This is a genomic window from Cohnella mopanensis (assembly GCF_022352055.1).
Classification (GTDB): domain Bacteria; phylum Bacillota; class Bacilli; order Paenibacillales; family Paenibacillaceae; genus Cohnella; species Cohnella mopanensis.
On record NZ_JAKRWM010000001.1, the window covers coordinates 880,611 to 895,296 of the forward strand.

General features: G+C 46.2%; 16 protein-coding genes. 7 read left to right on the plus strand and 9 right to left on the minus strand.

The annotated features are described in order from the left end of the window. Positions 1-5: 5 nt before the first annotated feature. Positions 6-695 (minus strand): DUF4386 domain-containing protein, encoded by a 690-nt coding sequence (locus tag L3D05_RS04095; protein ID WP_239614702.1) that lies wholly within the window; start codon positions 693-695, stop codon positions 6-8. 154 nt (positions 696-849) lie between these two features. On the opposite strand from L3D05_RS04095, the gene L3D05_RS04100 reads away from it, so the two are divergent. Continuing rightward, positions 850-1,470: a TetR/AcrR family transcriptional regulator gene (locus tag L3D05_RS04100; RefSeq protein WP_239614703.1), complete on the plus strand. Its 621-nt coding sequence runs from the start codon at positions 850-852 to the stop codon at positions 1,468-1,470. Between the two features lie 64 nt (positions 1,471-1,534). Here the strand turns inward: L3D05_RS04100 and L3D05_RS04105 are convergent, their stop codons facing one another. Then, the gene (locus L3D05_RS04105) at positions 1,535-2,128 is read right to left on the minus strand and encodes a YdeI/OmpD-associated family protein (protein WP_239614704.1); all 594 of its coding nucleotides are present in this window, start codon (positions 2,126-2,128) and stop codon (positions 1,535-1,537) included. A 196-nt stretch (positions 2,129-2,324) separates the two neighbouring features. On the opposite strand from L3D05_RS04105, the gene L3D05_RS04110 reads away from it, so the two are divergent. Further along, entirely contained in the window at positions 2,325-2,681 is a 357-nt protein-coding gene (locus L3D05_RS04110) for a DUF3888 domain-containing protein (RefSeq protein WP_239614705.1), read from the plus strand. A gap of 12 nt (positions 2,682-2,693) precedes the next feature. Here the strand turns inward: L3D05_RS04110 and L3D05_RS26665 are convergent, their stop codons facing one another. The 4 genes from L3D05_RS26665 to L3D05_RS04130 are packed head-to-tail and all read right to left on the minus strand — an operon-like array spanning position 2,694 to position 7,212. Then, positions 2,694-4,232, minus strand: coding sequence for a lamin tail domain-containing protein (locus tag L3D05_RS26665; RefSeq protein ID WP_239614706.1), 1,539 nt, complete (start codon positions 4,230-4,232; stop codon positions 2,694-2,696). Positions 4,233-4,242: 10 nt separating this feature from the next. Next, entirely contained in the window at positions 4,243-5,577 is a 1,335-nt protein-coding gene (locus L3D05_RS04120; protein WP_239614707.1) for a HAMP domain-containing sensor histidine kinase, read from the minus strand. Continuing rightward, the gene (locus L3D05_RS04125) at positions 5,552-6,247 is read right to left on the minus strand and encodes a response regulator transcription factor (RefSeq protein ID WP_239614708.1); all 696 of its coding nucleotides are present in this window, start codon (positions 6,245-6,247) and stop codon (positions 5,552-5,554) included. Before L3D05_RS04125 ends, L3D05_RS04120 begins: the two co-directional genes overlap by 26 nt. Next, positions 6,247-7,212 carry a phosphatidylinositol-specific phospholipase C/glycerophosphodiester phosphodiesterase family protein gene (locus L3D05_RS04130; protein WP_239614709.1) on the minus strand — a complete coding sequence of 322 codons (966 nt, stop codon included), beginning with the start codon at positions 7,210-7,212 and terminating at the stop codon, positions 6,247-6,249. Before L3D05_RS04130 ends, L3D05_RS04125 begins: the two co-directional genes overlap by 1 nt. 378 nt (positions 7,213-7,590) lie before the next feature. Here L3D05_RS04130 and L3D05_RS04135 point away from each other — a divergent pair, with 378 nt between their 5' ends. After that, complete coding sequence (locus tag L3D05_RS04135) at positions 7,591-7,962, plus strand: iron chaperone (protein WP_239614710.1); 372 nt, start codon at positions 7,591-7,593, stop codon at positions 7,960-7,962. An 84-nt stretch (positions 7,963-8,046) separates the two neighbouring features. Here the strand turns inward: L3D05_RS04135 and L3D05_RS04140 are convergent, their stop codons facing one another. Together L3D05_RS04140 and L3D05_RS04145 are read right to left on the minus strand one after the other, a co-directional pair. After that, a complete protein-coding gene (locus tag L3D05_RS04140; protein WP_239614711.1) occupies positions 8,047-10,302 on the minus strand; it encodes an ATP-binding cassette domain-containing protein in 2,256 nt (751 codons plus the stop codon). 193 nt (positions 10,303-10,495) lie between these two features. After that, positions 10,496-12,214: an alpha-keto acid decarboxylase family protein gene (locus L3D05_RS04145; RefSeq protein ID WP_239614712.1), complete on the minus strand. Its 1,719-nt coding sequence runs from the start codon at positions 12,212-12,214 to the stop codon at positions 10,496-10,498. A 161-nt stretch (positions 12,215-12,375) separates the two neighbouring features. Here L3D05_RS04145 and L3D05_RS04150 point away from each other — a divergent pair, with 161 nt between their 5' ends. The 4 genes from L3D05_RS04150 to L3D05_RS04165 all read left to right on the plus strand — a co-directional run bounded on the left by L3D05_RS04150 (position 12,376) and on the right by L3D05_RS04165 (position 14,226). Next, positions 12,376-12,702, plus strand: coding sequence for a YbjQ family protein (locus L3D05_RS04150; RefSeq protein WP_239614713.1), 327 nt, complete (start codon positions 12,376-12,378; stop codon positions 12,700-12,702). Then, positions 12,699-12,923, plus strand: a complete 225-nt coding sequence (locus L3D05_RS04155; protein WP_239614714.1) for a hypothetical protein — start codon at positions 12,699-12,701, stop codon at positions 12,921-12,923. The genes L3D05_RS04150 and L3D05_RS04155 overlap by 4 nt, the downstream gene beginning before the upstream one ends. Before the next feature lie 178 nt (positions 12,924-13,101). Continuing rightward, positions 13,102-13,704, plus strand: a complete 603-nt coding sequence (locus tag L3D05_RS04160; protein WP_239614715.1) for an acetylglutamate kinase — start codon at positions 13,102-13,104, stop codon at positions 13,702-13,704. 123 nt (positions 13,705-13,827) lie between these two features. Further along, positions 13,828-14,226 carry a YmaF family protein gene (locus L3D05_RS04165; protein WP_255807248.1) on the plus strand — a complete coding sequence of 133 codons (399 nt, stop codon included), beginning with the start codon at positions 13,828-13,830 and terminating at the stop codon, positions 14,224-14,226. A gap of 82 nt (positions 14,227-14,308) precedes the next feature. Here the strand turns inward: L3D05_RS04165 and L3D05_RS04170 are convergent. Continuing rightward, positions 14,309-14,686, minus strand: a 378-nt coding sequence (locus L3D05_RS04170) for a carbohydrate-binding protein (protein WP_239614717.1), incomplete at its 5' end; no start/stop codon positions are given.

A 14,686-nucleotide genomic window follows, 5' to 3' on the forward strand; every position in this document is an offset into this window, starting at 1 on the left:
ATATCTTATTCTTGTAGCACTTCAACTTTGAAACCTTTGACAAGAATATATATACCCGTAAAGAACTCGAAGGGTACATAGAGTACGGAGGGTAAAAGGAAAACAAACGGTACTCCATCTCCATAAATTGTAAATACGACGCCAATTATCACAAATGGGACGGTCATTAGTCCCCAAAGCGATAACCATTTTGGTATGGCGTTGGATTTATACAGCAAGTAATAGAAGATAATAGCACCAAGTCCAAATGGGATGATATGTATCCTATAAATAAAATCCTTAGCCTCCAGAGCCAGAGTGCCCATTAATTCAAACGCTTTATCTCCGGTAGCCACATATTCTTGACTGATATTCAATAGCACAAAGGTTACAAATTTACTAACAGCAAGTATTCCAGCCTCGAATATGTAGAACCCTAATGCGGCAAGTGCCATTGTTTTGTTTTGCCTCTTCACTACTGTAAAAAGGATTGCCGCTAAAAAAATAATTCCTAAAGCTGTAATAATGTCTCCTATAATGCTTGCATGTACTAAGATCGCATTGTCCCCTATATTAAGCATGGTTTTGCTTATATCTCCTGTAACAACGAGTGGGTTAAATAAAAATGCACCACTTGCCAACGATGTAAATGCTTGAAGAAAAAAAGCCACTCCTAAAGATAGTGACAAGTTGTTTTTAATGTTTTTCGTATTCATACATACCTCCCATGAGTTCCGTTAAGTAACTATGCGGTATTGAATTTTATTCAGTTGTTAGTTAAACTCTACGGTGTAATTAATCATCAGTCAAGTGTTAATTACACTAATCGGTGTAGGTTAAAGAATGTCATCATGAGAGGGTTGTAATGATATGAACGACACACCCAGAACCAAAAAAAGAGATACTAGCAGGAAACATGAATCCATACTTAACGGAGCCATACAAGTGTTCACTGAAATGGGTTATGACAATGCAAGTATGGATAGAATCGCTGATGTAACAGATGTTTCCAAACGTACTGTCTATAATCATTTTTTGAGTAAAGAGAATCTTTTTCAAGCGGTCATTGCCAAATTTCTTGAAGAGCAACAAATCCTGAAGCAAATTGACTATGATCCTGCAAAATCTATGGAAGATCAATTAACAGCATTTGCGAATGCCGAACTATTCTTGATCAACAGCCCCTCAAGACTCGGATTATCACGGGTTCTTACCTCAGTTTTTATTAGAGATATTGACTACGCGAGAATGACAAGGGCGAAGTATGCCTCTCCTCATGAACCCTTAATAAAGTGGCTTATTGCTGCACACGTAGATAACAAACTGCATATAGACAATCCCCCCCTTGCTGCAAGGGTATTTTACGCCATGATTGAAGGTGCTCTCACTTGGCCCGCATTATTCCAACATGGTATAAACACTGATAGTATCAAACCTCTGATGGATGAACTTATTATCACTTTCATAACCAGATATCGTATAGTCGTTTAACCAGATCTTAGATATCCGAAAACGAAAAAAGCCCGCGATTTACGCGGACTTCATTCGGAGCGCTTTAATCATCTAATCCCTTACCATTGAGAATATGCGGCAAATACTTTTGAACCCTGGATTCTCGAGTTTTGGATTGCTTGGCCGCAGAAAAATGAAGAATGTACGCTCTTTGACGTCCGGGCGTCAATGCTTCGAAAGCAACTTTCAAGTCAGGAATTTCAATGAATTTATTTTGTAATTCTTCAGGAATGGCGTATTCCGTATTCTTCTTAAATTCCACTTGCAATCCGGCTTTTTCGACCTCGATGGCTTCATCGATATACGTTTTAATGATCAACTGCATCTCTTCGATCTCTTCAACGTTGGTGAACCGAATCTGGCGCGCTGCCTGTACATTCTTCGTTTGTTGGATTAGGATTCCATGGGGATCTTTTAACAAGGCTCCTTTGTGAAACAGGAGCGCGCAGTATTCCTTAAATCCATGGATTAGAACGACGTTATTATTCTGAAATGTGTAACAAGGATGCATCCACTTAAATTCTTCTTTCAACTCGCAGTCAAGAACGATATCTCTCAACTTCTCGAATTCTTCCTTCCACTTTTTAGCCTTGTTAAAAAACGGATCAATCTTAGTATTCTTTTCACCTTTTTTCATCAAGGTACACCCCTCTGCATTATGACAATCATCCAATTGAATCTCATTATAGTCGACTTGTTTTAAGCAGAAAATACTTGCTCGATCCAAGTACATTAGGCCAATACCTTTTCAAGCTCTTTGTTATACGAGTACGAATGATTTACGAGATCTCTAGGAATAGTAAGCTATAAATGAAATATAAGGAGATAACTCATTGGTTTTTGTTAAAAAGGTACTTCTCGGCATAGCAGTACTGAGTTCAATTTCATTTACTTCAGCCTCAGCCGCACCTAATAAGAATGATGAGCGCGATGTTCTCTTAGCTTTAATTACTCCATCTGTATCCAATGCGCTGGTTGGATTTTATGGATCTCCCAAGTTATATGATTTGTCAGACACAAAAATAGTTAGAATAGAACGCCAGATTTCCGGAGGATATGTATTCAGGATGACAGTTGTCGTGGAGACCTTCACGGGTCCTCATAATCCTCCTTACGGAAGAGACACGATTACTTTAATGATAGACACAGGGTCTGTCTCAGTTGAAAAATTTGAGCACACAAACATTTGAGACTATTGCACCTTACAGGCCGTACAACCAAGGTCTAGCAGCGCTTGTAAAACCTTCTGCATCTGAATAAATGAGCTGGTAGATGTTCTTTTCCTTGTCCTTGTCGCCTTGCTCCAACGTCATCTCGGAATATCCGTGTACGTCGACAAAGTCGATCAACTTATATTTTGCATGAGCATCACCCAAGAGCAAACGCAAACGATCGTTCGCTAACTTCTCTAGCGCACCTGCATCCTCGTATGTTAGCGATTGGTTTTTCGTCTCACCTAGACCGGAAACCATCAACAGCTCGCCGTTATCCGCATCGATTCGCACATCCGCGAATGCCCCCTCGTTCTGTCCTTCCGGCCGCAGCTTAAGCATCCAAATCGTGCGACCGTTAGAGGCTTCCGCTTGTTCGACCTCGCTGATCTGAAGTATGTCTTTCGGCTTACCAGCCGCCGCCCTAATGACAGCGATCGCGGCAGTGACGCCTCGGTTAGAGGTAATCGTCGCAGTAATCGGTATGTTTTTATACGCTCCAATGATTACGGGAGGAGTTAGGTTCGGCCTCTCGATATGGCTGACGACTTCTTTGCTCGCATTGCGCAAGACGGCTTGGTCGCCGTCGTACCGCCATGGAAACCGATTGTTTTCCCATATGACTACGCCCTGAGCGGGAGTCATTCGCTCGGTTAGCCCGGCGATAACGGTTAACTTACCTCCCGTTTTCAGTACCGTTCCCTCCGAGAAAACGTAGCCTTCCCGTTTATTCGTTCCTTCCAATCCCCAGCCCGTCAGATCGACGTCGCGATTGCTCTGATTCTCGATAACAGCTGTCTGTTTCCTGAAATCGACGCTGATGAGTGCGACTTCGTCTTCATTGCTCGGCGGAGAATGCAGGATGTCATCTCCGCTACCATCGGAAAGTACGGCGTATTTACTGAGCTGTTTACCTTTGTCGTAAGCGTCTCTTATGCTCGATTGTCCGGTGACCGTGATGGTCATTGCGATTCGAGTGCCTTCGTTATCGATCTTGTCTCCCAACGTGACAAGCCATGCTTCATAGGTAAAACCTTCATAATTCACGTCTTTATTGGTATCGCCGACGTAACGGTCGCGCGCCACAACATACAGCTCGGCTTCACCGAAGCTACCGAACGCGATTTCTTCGAACACGATGGTGGCATGGTTACCCATTAAGGACGCGGGCGCAACCGTTAGATCCCCGGTGATCGGCGAGCTTCCGTACTCGCACGGACATGGGTTGAGTGCATCGGTGGGAGTCACCACTTTCCATTTTAGTTCCTCTAGTGCAGATGCTTTATCAGAAGGGTTAAGAAGTTCGACGGGTTCTTCGCTTCGCATTTCGTCTACAAGCGCTGCGACACTCGCCGACGGGGCGTAGTCCTCGTTCTTCTCTTGGTTCGCGTTTTCCGACGTGCATGCTGTTAGCGCAATCGATAGCGTTGCAACTGTGCAAATTAAACCCATTTTTATTGGTAACTTAGCGATTCCTAACATGAAATCCCGCCCCTGCAGTCCGTTTCTCCAGATCGTTTCTTCACTCACAATTATTCGCCTAACTGATAGGAAAATCAATCAGAACATTAAACTGATCGCCGCTAACCTCGATTCGGATATCCCCACCCTGCAGTTCGACTATACTTTTGGCAATGGCGAGTCCTAACCCGGACCCTTCGGTATGGCGGGATTCGTCGGCCCTCTTAAATCTTTCGAACAACTCTTCCGGAGCAAAATCGATTTCGTACAAGGCGGTATTCTGAATTCGGAAAGATACACGATCATCGGCCTCGTCCAGATATACATAAACTCTCGTGCCTGAAAGCGAATATTTAAGGGCATTGGAAAGTAAATTCTCGAATAACCGCCAAGTTTTGTTCCCATCCAGATAGGCGTAAATATGAGGTTTGCTTATTTTCATGCGAAGAAATAACGAGGAATGTTCGAATTTATCTTTGAATTCAGCCACGGCTTGATCTAAAAGCGCCACAACGTCGATTCGCTGAATATCGAGTTCAATCGTTCCGCTGGCCATCTTTGACGCTTCGAACAAATCCTCGATGAGCGCTTTAAGTCTTAACGATTTACGGTCCAGCACCTCCACGTAATCTCCTATCTTATCGGAACCGGGCTGTTCCTTCTTAAGCAGATCGACGTAATTAATGATGGATGTGAGCGGCGTCTTCAAATCGTGCGATACGTTCGTGATGAGCTCCGATTTGAGACGTTCGCTCTTCATTTGGACTTCGAGCGCTTTTCCATAACCTATCCTCATGTTATTGATTTGGGCGGCTAATTCCGAAATAGGCCCGTTTCCTTCGATCTCGACTTTAGCCTGAAGATTTCCTCTGGAGATTTCTTTCGTTTCGAGCAGCAAACGACGGAACTTCCCGGCGAAACTTAATAGCGAAGGGAATATGAATAGCACGTAAATACACAAGTACAGAATGAGCCATTTTTCTTCGACATAGCGATAATACCCGTACAACCGATATCCGACGATTCCCGCCGCAGCCGATAGCAGAGCGAACGACACGATCGGAAGCGCGATTCGATATTCCGTGAATCCGCCTTGCCATGTACGCAAATACCGAAGCAAAAGACTGTTTCTCCATTGTTCCATGAGAATGTTAGGCGATACGAGGAGATGGGAAAACCGAAGGACGAAGACACCAAATGCGATTAACAATACCGTTACGACGTAACTTAAGGCAATATCGGAGCGGTATCCCCTAAAGGATAAATTGCCGATTCCTAGCGCGATCAGCCACCAGATCGCCGTAGCTACTAATATCCGAAAATCGAAAGAAATACGGCGCAAAGAGTTATTGACTTGTTCGTAATACCGCTTGACTCTGGCGAATGGATTATTTGCTTTCCATTTTGTATCCAATCCCCCACACCACCTTTAAGTATTTCGGTTCCTTCGGGTTGATTTCGATTTTTTCGCGAATATTACGAATGTGCACGGCAACCGTATTCTCTGACGCATAGATGGGTTCATTCCATACCTTCTCGTAAATCTCGTCGATGGAGAACACTCTTCCCTTATTCACCATTAGCAGCTCTAAAATTTTGTATTCTTTAGGCGTGAGCCTGACTTCCTCGCCGTCGACTTCGACCGTTCTGGAGCTTCTGTCCAAAGAAAGACCGCGGATTACGATCTGGTCATCGGCCATCTTGTGCGAACCGAGATTCGTAAACCGCCTTAAATGCGATTTCACTCTGGCTACCAGTTCCATAGGATTAAAAGGTTTCGTAATATAATCGTCGGCCCCTATGTTAAGGCCCATAATTTTATCCGTATCTTCCGATTTCGCGGAAAGCAAGACAATCGGGATATTCAGATGCTCGCGAATTTTGAAAGTCGCTTTGATACCGTCCATTCGAGGCATCATGATATCCATGACGATAAGATGAATCGTCTCCTTCTCAAGGACGGCGAGAGCCTCTACTCCGTTCGAAGCGGTAAACACAGCGATGTCTTCGCTTGATAAGTAAATCGTCAGAGCCTCGACGATCTCGGCTTCGTCGTCCACGATAAGCACGTTATGTTTTGACATTATTTATCCACCTTAAAGATTTTCATCGCACTGTCCTTTTTAACACCACTTATTATTTTTCCTAGGCCGATTAGAAATATGCAGATCCATAATTGGAGTTCGAAAGATTCGTGTAAGATCTCCATTTCGCTTGATAACTGCTTGGGACCCGTTTCTAGATCGGTATAAAATCCATATACGCCGACCGAGCGGTTTAACAACATCATAAAAGCGCTATTGTTTAGCGAATGTACATAACTTTTCAACCCGATCTTGTTCAGGCGAATGACGAGAAACGGGTCCAACAGCACCCTTGATACGGGCATTGCGACCGCGGAGAATCCTTTATCTTTCACGAATTCTATGATGGCGGCAGCTGATTCGTAAGACTGATAAGTAGAATAGATTTTGTTCGGAAAAGGGTAAATCTCCATTACGGCATCGTACATCTCCGGACTATAGATTTCGGGTATGATCCTTCGCAATAACGACGCATCGGCACTCTGCACTTCATTCACCAAATACTCGAATTGCTTCTTCACCTTCTCTACTTTTGTTTCCTTGGTATCCGTAATCAAATAAAAGTCCGGATTTTCCCGCATCAAACGAACGATATCCCTTACGCTCAGCGGTTCGTATTTGCCATAGATCAAAGAGCCTTTGAATTGCGATAAAGTGGATGCGCCACCATTTCGATCGGGCAAACCGGGTTGATAATCGTCCGTCCAATCGTGCCGTGCGGCCAACTTCCCGTCTTTCGTCAGAATAAGATCGACCTCGAACAATCGGTATCCTCTATCGTAACTGGCTTGAAATGCTTCGTATGAGTTCGTATACCTTACGCCGTCAATGCCTCCCATCGCATGAGCAATGAAGCGGTTTGCTTGCCAACCATCCGATGTGCTGACAGCAACTGCCCGTCCCCCGAAACCGATGGCCACCAAAACTAATAAAACGCCTATACCTATCCAACTCACTATTTTCATGCTTACTTCTCCTCTTTCTTCATTCATAGAAACCATGTTAACGGGTGGCTATGAATAAGCAGGGGAGAAAAAACGAAAGAAACTTTAAAGATTAGTTTCTCTATATTCCGATTCGATACGCGCCAAAACAGTCGCAGAGCACCGGTATGATCATCGGAAGCCTCGGAAGCCTCACTGCTGCCTACGCTATTAATAGCTTTCACCTTAAACGTATAAGTTGTTCCATTCGATAATCCTAGAACTAGTTGAGCTCCCGAGCGCCAGTCTAATCTTTCTTTTCGATCTAACATTTTATTTTTCATGCTATACTTTCTTTAATAATTAGTAATAAATCCCGGTTTTATTAGCGGATGAAATTATATTTAAGGAGGGAACAACATGGATGATTTTGAACTATTTCTAGCGAAGATTAATAATCCGCAACATCGAGCTCGAACGGAAGAAATTTTGGGTTGGGTAAGTAAGAAATTCCCACATTTATTAACGAAAATGGCTTGGAATCAGCCGATGTTTACCGATCACGGTACATTTATTATTGGCTTTAGCGTAGCCAAACATCATATGGCTGTTGCCCCTGAAAGGGTAGGAATTAATCACTTTTCTGATGCAATTGTGCAGGTTGGCTATGATCACACCAAGGAGTTGGTCCGTATCCCGTGGGATAGTCCGGTTGATTTCTCATTACTGGAGAAAATGATCGAGTTTAATATTTTGGACAAGGCAGACTGTTCGACTTTTTGGCGCAAATAGAAAAAAAGGACTGATTAACGCGAACAGCGCGCAACAAAACAGACGATCATTCCAAAATGGAATGATCGTCTTCGTTCGCTTATATTACGTCAGGTATTTACCCGTGATCGACTGCTCTGAATGGATGATATGCGAAGGCGTGCCCTCGAACACCACCTGGCCACCCTTGCTGCCTCCGTCCGGTCCCATATCGATGATCCAATCCGCTTGGCTGATCACATCGAGGTTGTGCTCGATGACGATTACCGTATTGCCTGCATCTACGAGGCGGTTCATAATCTCCAGAAGGTGACCGATATCTGACATATGTAGGCCGGTCGTCGGCTCGTCCATCACGTAGATGCTGCCGTTCTTATGCAGCTCGCTTGCCAGCTTGATGCGCTGGCATTCTCCGCCAGAGAGCGTGCTGAGCGGCTGGCCGAGCGTAATATAGTTCAGCCCCACATCGCTCATCGCCTGGAGTTTGCGTACAACCTCTTTTAGCTGAAAAAACTCCAATGCCTGCTCCACAGTCATTTCCAGCACTTCTGCAATGGACTTGCCGTTCAGCTTGTACTCGAGAACCTCTTCCTTGAACCGTTTACCTCCGCATACTTCGCATGGCAGCTTCACGCTGTCGAGGTATCCAATGTCTGTATATACAACGCCCAGCCCTTGGCAGTTCTCGCAAGCCCCCTTGGAGTTGAAGCTGAACAAACCTTGGTTGACCTTGTTCGCGGAAGCAAATGCTTTGCGAACATCATCCATAATACCCGTGTAAGTCGCGGGATTCGATCGTGTCGACACGCCTATCGCCGATTGGTCGATGACGATCGCATCCGAATGCTGGCTGAGGAATACTTCATTAATCAGCGTACTTTTGCCCGATCCGGCGACACCCGTAACGACTGTCAGCACGCCGATTGGAATATCAACGCTCACGTTCCGCAGGTTGTGCAGTGTGGCATCTTTAATGGATAGCTTGTCGGATGAGTGCCTGCAATTATGTTTCAACTGGACTGAACGCTTCATATGGGTGCCAGTCAGCGTCCCTGACTCCAGCAGACCTTGGAAACTTCCTTCGTACACGATGGAACCGCCGCGGCTGCCGGCGTGAGGCCCGACGTCGACGATATGATCCGCCACCTTGATCACATCGGGATCATGCTCGACGACAATTACGGTATTACCCTTGTCGCGCAGCTTCTGAAGCAATCCATTTAACCGGTGCACATCGCGAGGATGCAAGCCAATGCTGGGCTCATCGAAGATGTAAGTGACATCCACGAGACTGCCGCTCAGATGCTTTACCATTTTGACGCGCTGCGACTCGCCGCCGGACAAGGTATCCGTCTCGCGGTCCAGCGTCAAGTAATCAAGTCCGATATCCACCAGATGCTGCAACCTCTCCGTCAGCGCTTTGACGACCGGTGCGGCGACGGGATCGTCAATCTCTCGAATGACGCGGATGAGCTGACCGACCTCCATGGCCGACAACTCCGCAATGTTGTGTCCATCGATTCTGCAATTGAGCGCGGCTTGGCTGAGTCTAGCGCCTCGGCAGCTGGAGCAGGTACCCTCGGTGATGAACGGCGCAACAGCCTGCTGCGTGCGCTCGGATTTCGTTTTCAGATCCTGCTTGATGTATTTATTGGTAAACTTCTCAATAGCGCCTTCCACCGTGATGTTAATCGTCTTGCCGCCGAATTGCGTCGCCACTTTCCTTGCTTTGCCGTAAAGCAGCTGTTCCAGTTCCTCTTCCGAATATTCGCTCAGCTTCTTTCCGGGATCGAATGGGCCCGACTCCACGAGCATCGTCCAATCTAAGCTGTCCGCAGTATACCCCGGCAGCATGATTGCCCCTTCACTCAACGACTTCGACATGTCCACTGCCTTGCTCATGTCGACGCCCAGCCTGCGACCGATCCCGTTGCACTCGGGACACATCCCCTGCGGATCGTTAAACGAGAACATGTTCACCGGACCGACATAGGGCTGACCCGCTCGGGAGAACAGAAGACGGAGAATGGGAGAAATATCGGTAATCGTGCCCATCGTCGAATGGGAACCTCCGCCCAGCCTCTTCTGATCCACGATAACGGCCATGCTCAGGTTCTCGATCGCGTCCGCATCCGGTTGCGGAAAACGCGGCAGAAAGGTACGGACGAACATGCTGAAGTTTTCGTTCAGCAGACGCTGGGATTCGGAGGCAATCGTATCGAAAACGATCGATGACTTACCGGATCCGGATACCCCGGTGAAGATCGTGATCTTCCGCTTGGGAATGCGCAAGGAGACGTTCTTGAGATTGTTTTCCCTCGCACCCGAAATTACGATATACTCCTGATTCGATTCGCTCATGCTTAACATCCTTCCGCAAACGTTAATCTCTACTTCTATTTACATTGTACCATTGACCTGGCCCAGTCTGAATGTCGAATCAACATAAACCGGCTGAATTCTGCACGCAGCCGGTTTATGTTAACCATAAAATAAAAAAGCCGCGCCCCGCGCAGCTCTGCATGCCTATATTTCTCGCCCCTTCTATTCGTTACTAATTCTGGCTTCGCTGCTTCTCCTGCATCTCCAAGTAGTTGCGCATCCGGCGCATATTTTCGGGTGCGTCCATTGGATCCGCAGCGATCATTTCGATGATACAGAGTCTTCCGGAACGTTCCTTTTCAGCTTGAATTATAGCCTGATCAAGTTCTCCATAGGTTCGAACGGTTGCAGTAAACGCGTCGCCTCCATAAGCTTCGGCCAGTTTGGTGTATGACCAGCGCGGAATTTTGTTATATTGCTGATCCTCTGTTTTGACATTCAAATATTTCTCGATCGTATAACCATCGTTGTTCAAGACGAAGATAATGGGCTTGCATCCATAATAGAGCATGGAGCTGATCTCTTGGGCTGTGAGCTGCAAGGACCCGTCACCCGTAAATAACAAGACTCGGCGGTCCGGCGCAGCGATGCTGGCACCGTATGCAGAGGGTGTGGCATAACCGATGGACTCCCAGCCGCCCTGCGCAATATACGTTACATTACGCGGCAATTTCACCTCTGCCATCCCGTTGTACAACGTACCGGTCTCCGCGATCACAATATCCCCCTCTTTCAGCATCTGCTGAAAACGAGGATAATAAATGGCCGCAGTTAGCGGTTCTTCGGTACTGCCGGTTATTTGGTCATACGGGAATTTTGTTTTTTCCGCCAAACCTTTGCCTTTGTACCCAATATTCTGCACCGCAAGCAGCATGTCGGCCGCGAACACATTCGGATATTCCGCTTCTGCGATTTTGACCATGTCTGGCTGAATATCGACTGTCAACAGTGGGTTCAGTTTCGAGGTGAAGTTGGCGGTATTATTATCCGCCCATACCATGCCGACGGCAATGACACAGTCTGCATTTTCTACCATGGTTTGAACTTCAGAACTTCCGAAAGAGCCTTCGTACATCCCGATATATTTCGGATGGGTTTCGTCGAATGCTCCTTTCCCGAACATCATTGTCGCAACCGGCACGTTCATGGCATCGGCCAGCTGCCGAACTGCTGTCACAAGGCCGAAACGCATCGTTTTGACATCAACTAGAATGACCGGACGGCGAGCACGCTCAAGCAGCTGGCGGACACGATCCGTCGCTGCCTGAAGGGTTTTCAGATTGGACGTTGGGCGCGGCGGTACCGGCTCTCTCCGGGCAATGATCGGCTTAGTGACTAAATCATCGGCCACAACTAGGTATACCGGCTTTTTCTTCTCCTTCGCAATACGAATGGCGTTAGGAATTTCAATCTCGGCGTTCTCCGGCGTCAACACCGCGGTATAAGCCGTAATCAGCTTATACATTTGGTGGAAGACGTCGAAATTTCCATTCATCAGTGTGTGGTGCATCAGCTTGTGTTCCTTTTGATCCTTATCTGGAGGCGCACCCACAATGTGTATCAGCGGCACATGCTCGCTGTTTGCTCCTGCTATCGCATTGCAGGCACTGAGCTCCCCAACCCCGAAAGTCGTAATAAGAGCGGACATTCCCTTGACTCTTGCGTAGCCATCTGCCGCATATCCCGAATTCAATTCGTTCCGTCCACTGATAAACCGGACGCCATTATACCGCTCCAGCGTATCCAGCAGTGTGAAATTATAGTCTCCGGCGACACCAAAAACTTCCGTAATGCCCTCTAATTTCAGGCAATCGAACAAATACTGGCCAACTGTTTTTTCAACCGATCCTGCCTGCTGGTTAGTACTACTCTCCGGTGAAATGATCCCCATTGCTCACACACTCCATATCGATATCACGGTTTTTTCTGTATAATATTACCCTTTCGTTGGACAGGGTATTCGGTATCAATTTGCTTCATCAGTGCCTTCTCTCCAACCCCAGCCTTCTGTGTGTTAATATATAGAAAAAAAATGAAAAGGAGAGTTTACATATGATCGTCGTTACTACTGAAACCATTCCGGGATATAAAGTCAAAGAAGTCAAAGGGTTGTGCTTTGGACTGATTGTTAGGAGTCGCGGGCTTGGCGCTGACATCAAAGCCGCATTCAAAGGTTTGGTAGGAGGCGAAATCAAACAGTTCACTTCACTGCTAGAAGATCTCCGGAAAGAATCCATGGACCGCTTGGTACAAAACGCCCAAGCAATGGGCGCGAACGCCATTGTGATGGTCCGCTTTGATTCTGGGGAAATCGGAAAATCGATGGGCGAAATCGTAGCATACGGCACAGCAGTCGTGGTTGAAAAAATCAAAGAATGAATTGGATCCTTGGTTACTATGGCGTTCAGGTCGTTATCGTTTTGGTGATCATTATATTGTCAGTGCTTTATTATGACAAACGCTACAAAAAAAGAAAGTCCGGGATTATTCCCATTGGGTTCATCCGCACAGAGGAAGTTAACATTGATCCCGTTACGCAAGAGAAGCAGCGGGTTTACTACAACCCGGATACGGGAGAGCGAATCTATATTCGCGAATAAAAAAACGGCAGCCATGGACGAGAAAAGTCCTGGATTGCCGCTTTTTTTGTATTCGTTTCATTTCTTCCTTCCCTCACTGTACCACTTGATCTATATTATTGTTCAATTTCAGTAACCAAGCACAAAAAGGGCAACATGCCCATAAAATATCAGATCTTAAATAAAGGCGGATGCCATCATGTACGATTTTCCAAGCTATTATTACCAAATACAAAGACAGGTTTATCCTAGTTCTTGTTGGACAACGTCAATGGTGGAACTGAATAGAAATCTACGGGCCTTATGGGAACAACATGTGTATTGGACTAGATTAACGGTGAATAGCATTGTTGGACGACTTCCTGACGAAAAGGAAACGACAGCACGGCTTCTTCGAAACCCAACCGATTTCGCAGCAGCATTGGCTCACTACTATGGCTCGGATATTGCGAACCAGTTTGCCCAATTGTTTACGGGCCACCTCACAATCGCAGTCGAGGTCGTTAAGGCGTTACAAGCTGGCAACACAAAATTAGCAGCTGATGCGCAAAAGCGCTGGTACGCGAATGCCGATGCTATCGCCGACTTTTTAAGCCGAATTAATCCCTACTGGTCCAAAGTGGAATGGACGAATATGCTCTATGAACATTTACGCCTCTTGACCCAAGAGGTCGCAACTCGGCTTGCCGGGAATTATAGCGAAAACATAGCACTAAGCGATCCTATCGGAACTCAAGCACTTGAAATGGCGGATGTGATGACAAAAGGTATAGTGCAGCAATTCCCGGCTGCCTTTCAATAATTTTCGAGGCGTATCATCTTCCCAATCTTTATCAACAAACTATGCTAGGCATTAGCCGTGATCAGGCATCATATGAAAATCATAAGCTAATTAAGGAGATGAAAAATTTCGTAAAGGAGCTTGATGTTAATAGTGATAATTGCGGTTTCCGGATTTATCGTGCATTCTGGAGATTCTGATTCTGATCATTCTCATAAACTATACATTACTTCTTGGGATGGAGATCCCGTTCATGTCCATGCATTCTCTGGAGACACCTCTTATGATGATGGACACTCTCACCCCTATGCTGGTTGGACCGAACCAGCTCCGAGCGGGGTCCCCCACGTTCACAGGTATTTTACGGATACAGCTATTGTTCATGGTCATTCGCATAATATTAGAGGAGTTACCGGACCGGCAATCCCGCTTATGGGCGGTGGTCATTATCACCACTTCGAGGGTATCACTACGATTAATGGATCACATCCGCATTCCCATAATTATCAAGGTAGCACAGGAAATGAAGCAACTCCGATGTGACTAACTTATTGCGGAATATCATCTTCATTCTTGACATTAAAAATCCCGGCGGGATCTTCCCCGCCGGGATTTTGTTAGGTTATTAATTGATTTCTAAATAATCAAGGTAAGCATCCCATGTTCCGTTATCGGCAGTAACAACGAGCTGGATCTCTTGATTTCCGGTTCCATGGCTGACATTGTTTAAGGTATAGACCGCAGGACTGCTGCCGCCGAAGTAGAATGTACCCTTCGTTACTCCGCCGATTTTTAAGTCGACCCTGGCCATGTTGGAGTTATTCGAAGCACCACGGAGCGAAAAGTTATGGGTGCCGGTCGTGAAATTCTGAGTGAATTTCACTAAATCATTGTTGGCGTATAACGCGACTCCGGAGAAAGGCGAGCTGATATTCCCGGTGTACTGGCCGCCTTTGGTCATACTCTCGGCTTCCACTTTCGTACTGGTGCCAGGAGGATTCGT

Bases quoted from the DNA above. Each gene is read 5' to 3' on its own strand.
- L3D05_RS04095 (WP_239614702.1), bottom strand. From the start codon at position 695: ATGAATACGAAAAACATTAAAAACAACTTGTCACTATCTTTAGGAGTG.
- L3D05_RS04100 (WP_239614703.1), top strand. From the start codon at position 850: ATGAACGACACACCCAGAACCAAAAAAAGAGATACTAGCAGGAAACAT.
- L3D05_RS04105 (WP_239614704.1), bottom strand. From the start codon at position 2,128: ATGAAAAAAGGTGAAAAGAATACTAAGATTGATCCGTTTTTTAACAAG.
- L3D05_RS04125 (WP_239614708.1), bottom strand. From the start codon at position 6,247: ATGTCAAAACATAACGTGCTTATCGTGGACGACGAAGCCGAGATCGTC.
- L3D05_RS04130 (WP_239614709.1), bottom strand. From the start codon at position 7,212: ATGAAAATAGTGAGTTGGATAGGTATAGGCGTTTTATTAGTTTTGGTG.
- L3D05_RS04135 (WP_239614710.1), top strand. From the start codon at position 7,591: ATGGATGATTTTGAACTATTTCTAGCGAAGATTAATAATCCGCAACAT.
- L3D05_RS04140 (WP_239614711.1), bottom strand. From the start codon at position 10,302: ATGAGCGAATCGAATCAGGAGTATATCGTAATTTCGGGTGCGAGGGAA.
- L3D05_RS04145 (WP_239614712.1), bottom strand. From the start codon at position 12,214: ATGGGGATCATTTCACCGGAGAGTAGTACTAACCAGCAGGCAGGATCG.
- L3D05_RS04150 (WP_239614713.1), top strand. From the start codon at position 12,376: ATGATCGTCGTTACTACTGAAACCATTCCGGGATATAAAGTCAAAGAA.
- L3D05_RS04155 (WP_239614714.1), top strand. From the start codon at position 12,699: ATGAATTGGATCCTTGGTTACTATGGCGTTCAGGTCGTTATCGTTTTG.
- L3D05_RS04160 (WP_239614715.1), top strand. From the start codon at position 13,102: ATGTACGATTTTCCAAGCTATTATTACCAAATACAAAGACAGGTTTAT.
- L3D05_RS04165 (WP_255807248.1), top strand. From the start codon at position 13,828: ATGTTAATAGTGATAATTGCGGTTTCCGGATTTATCGTGCATTCTGGA.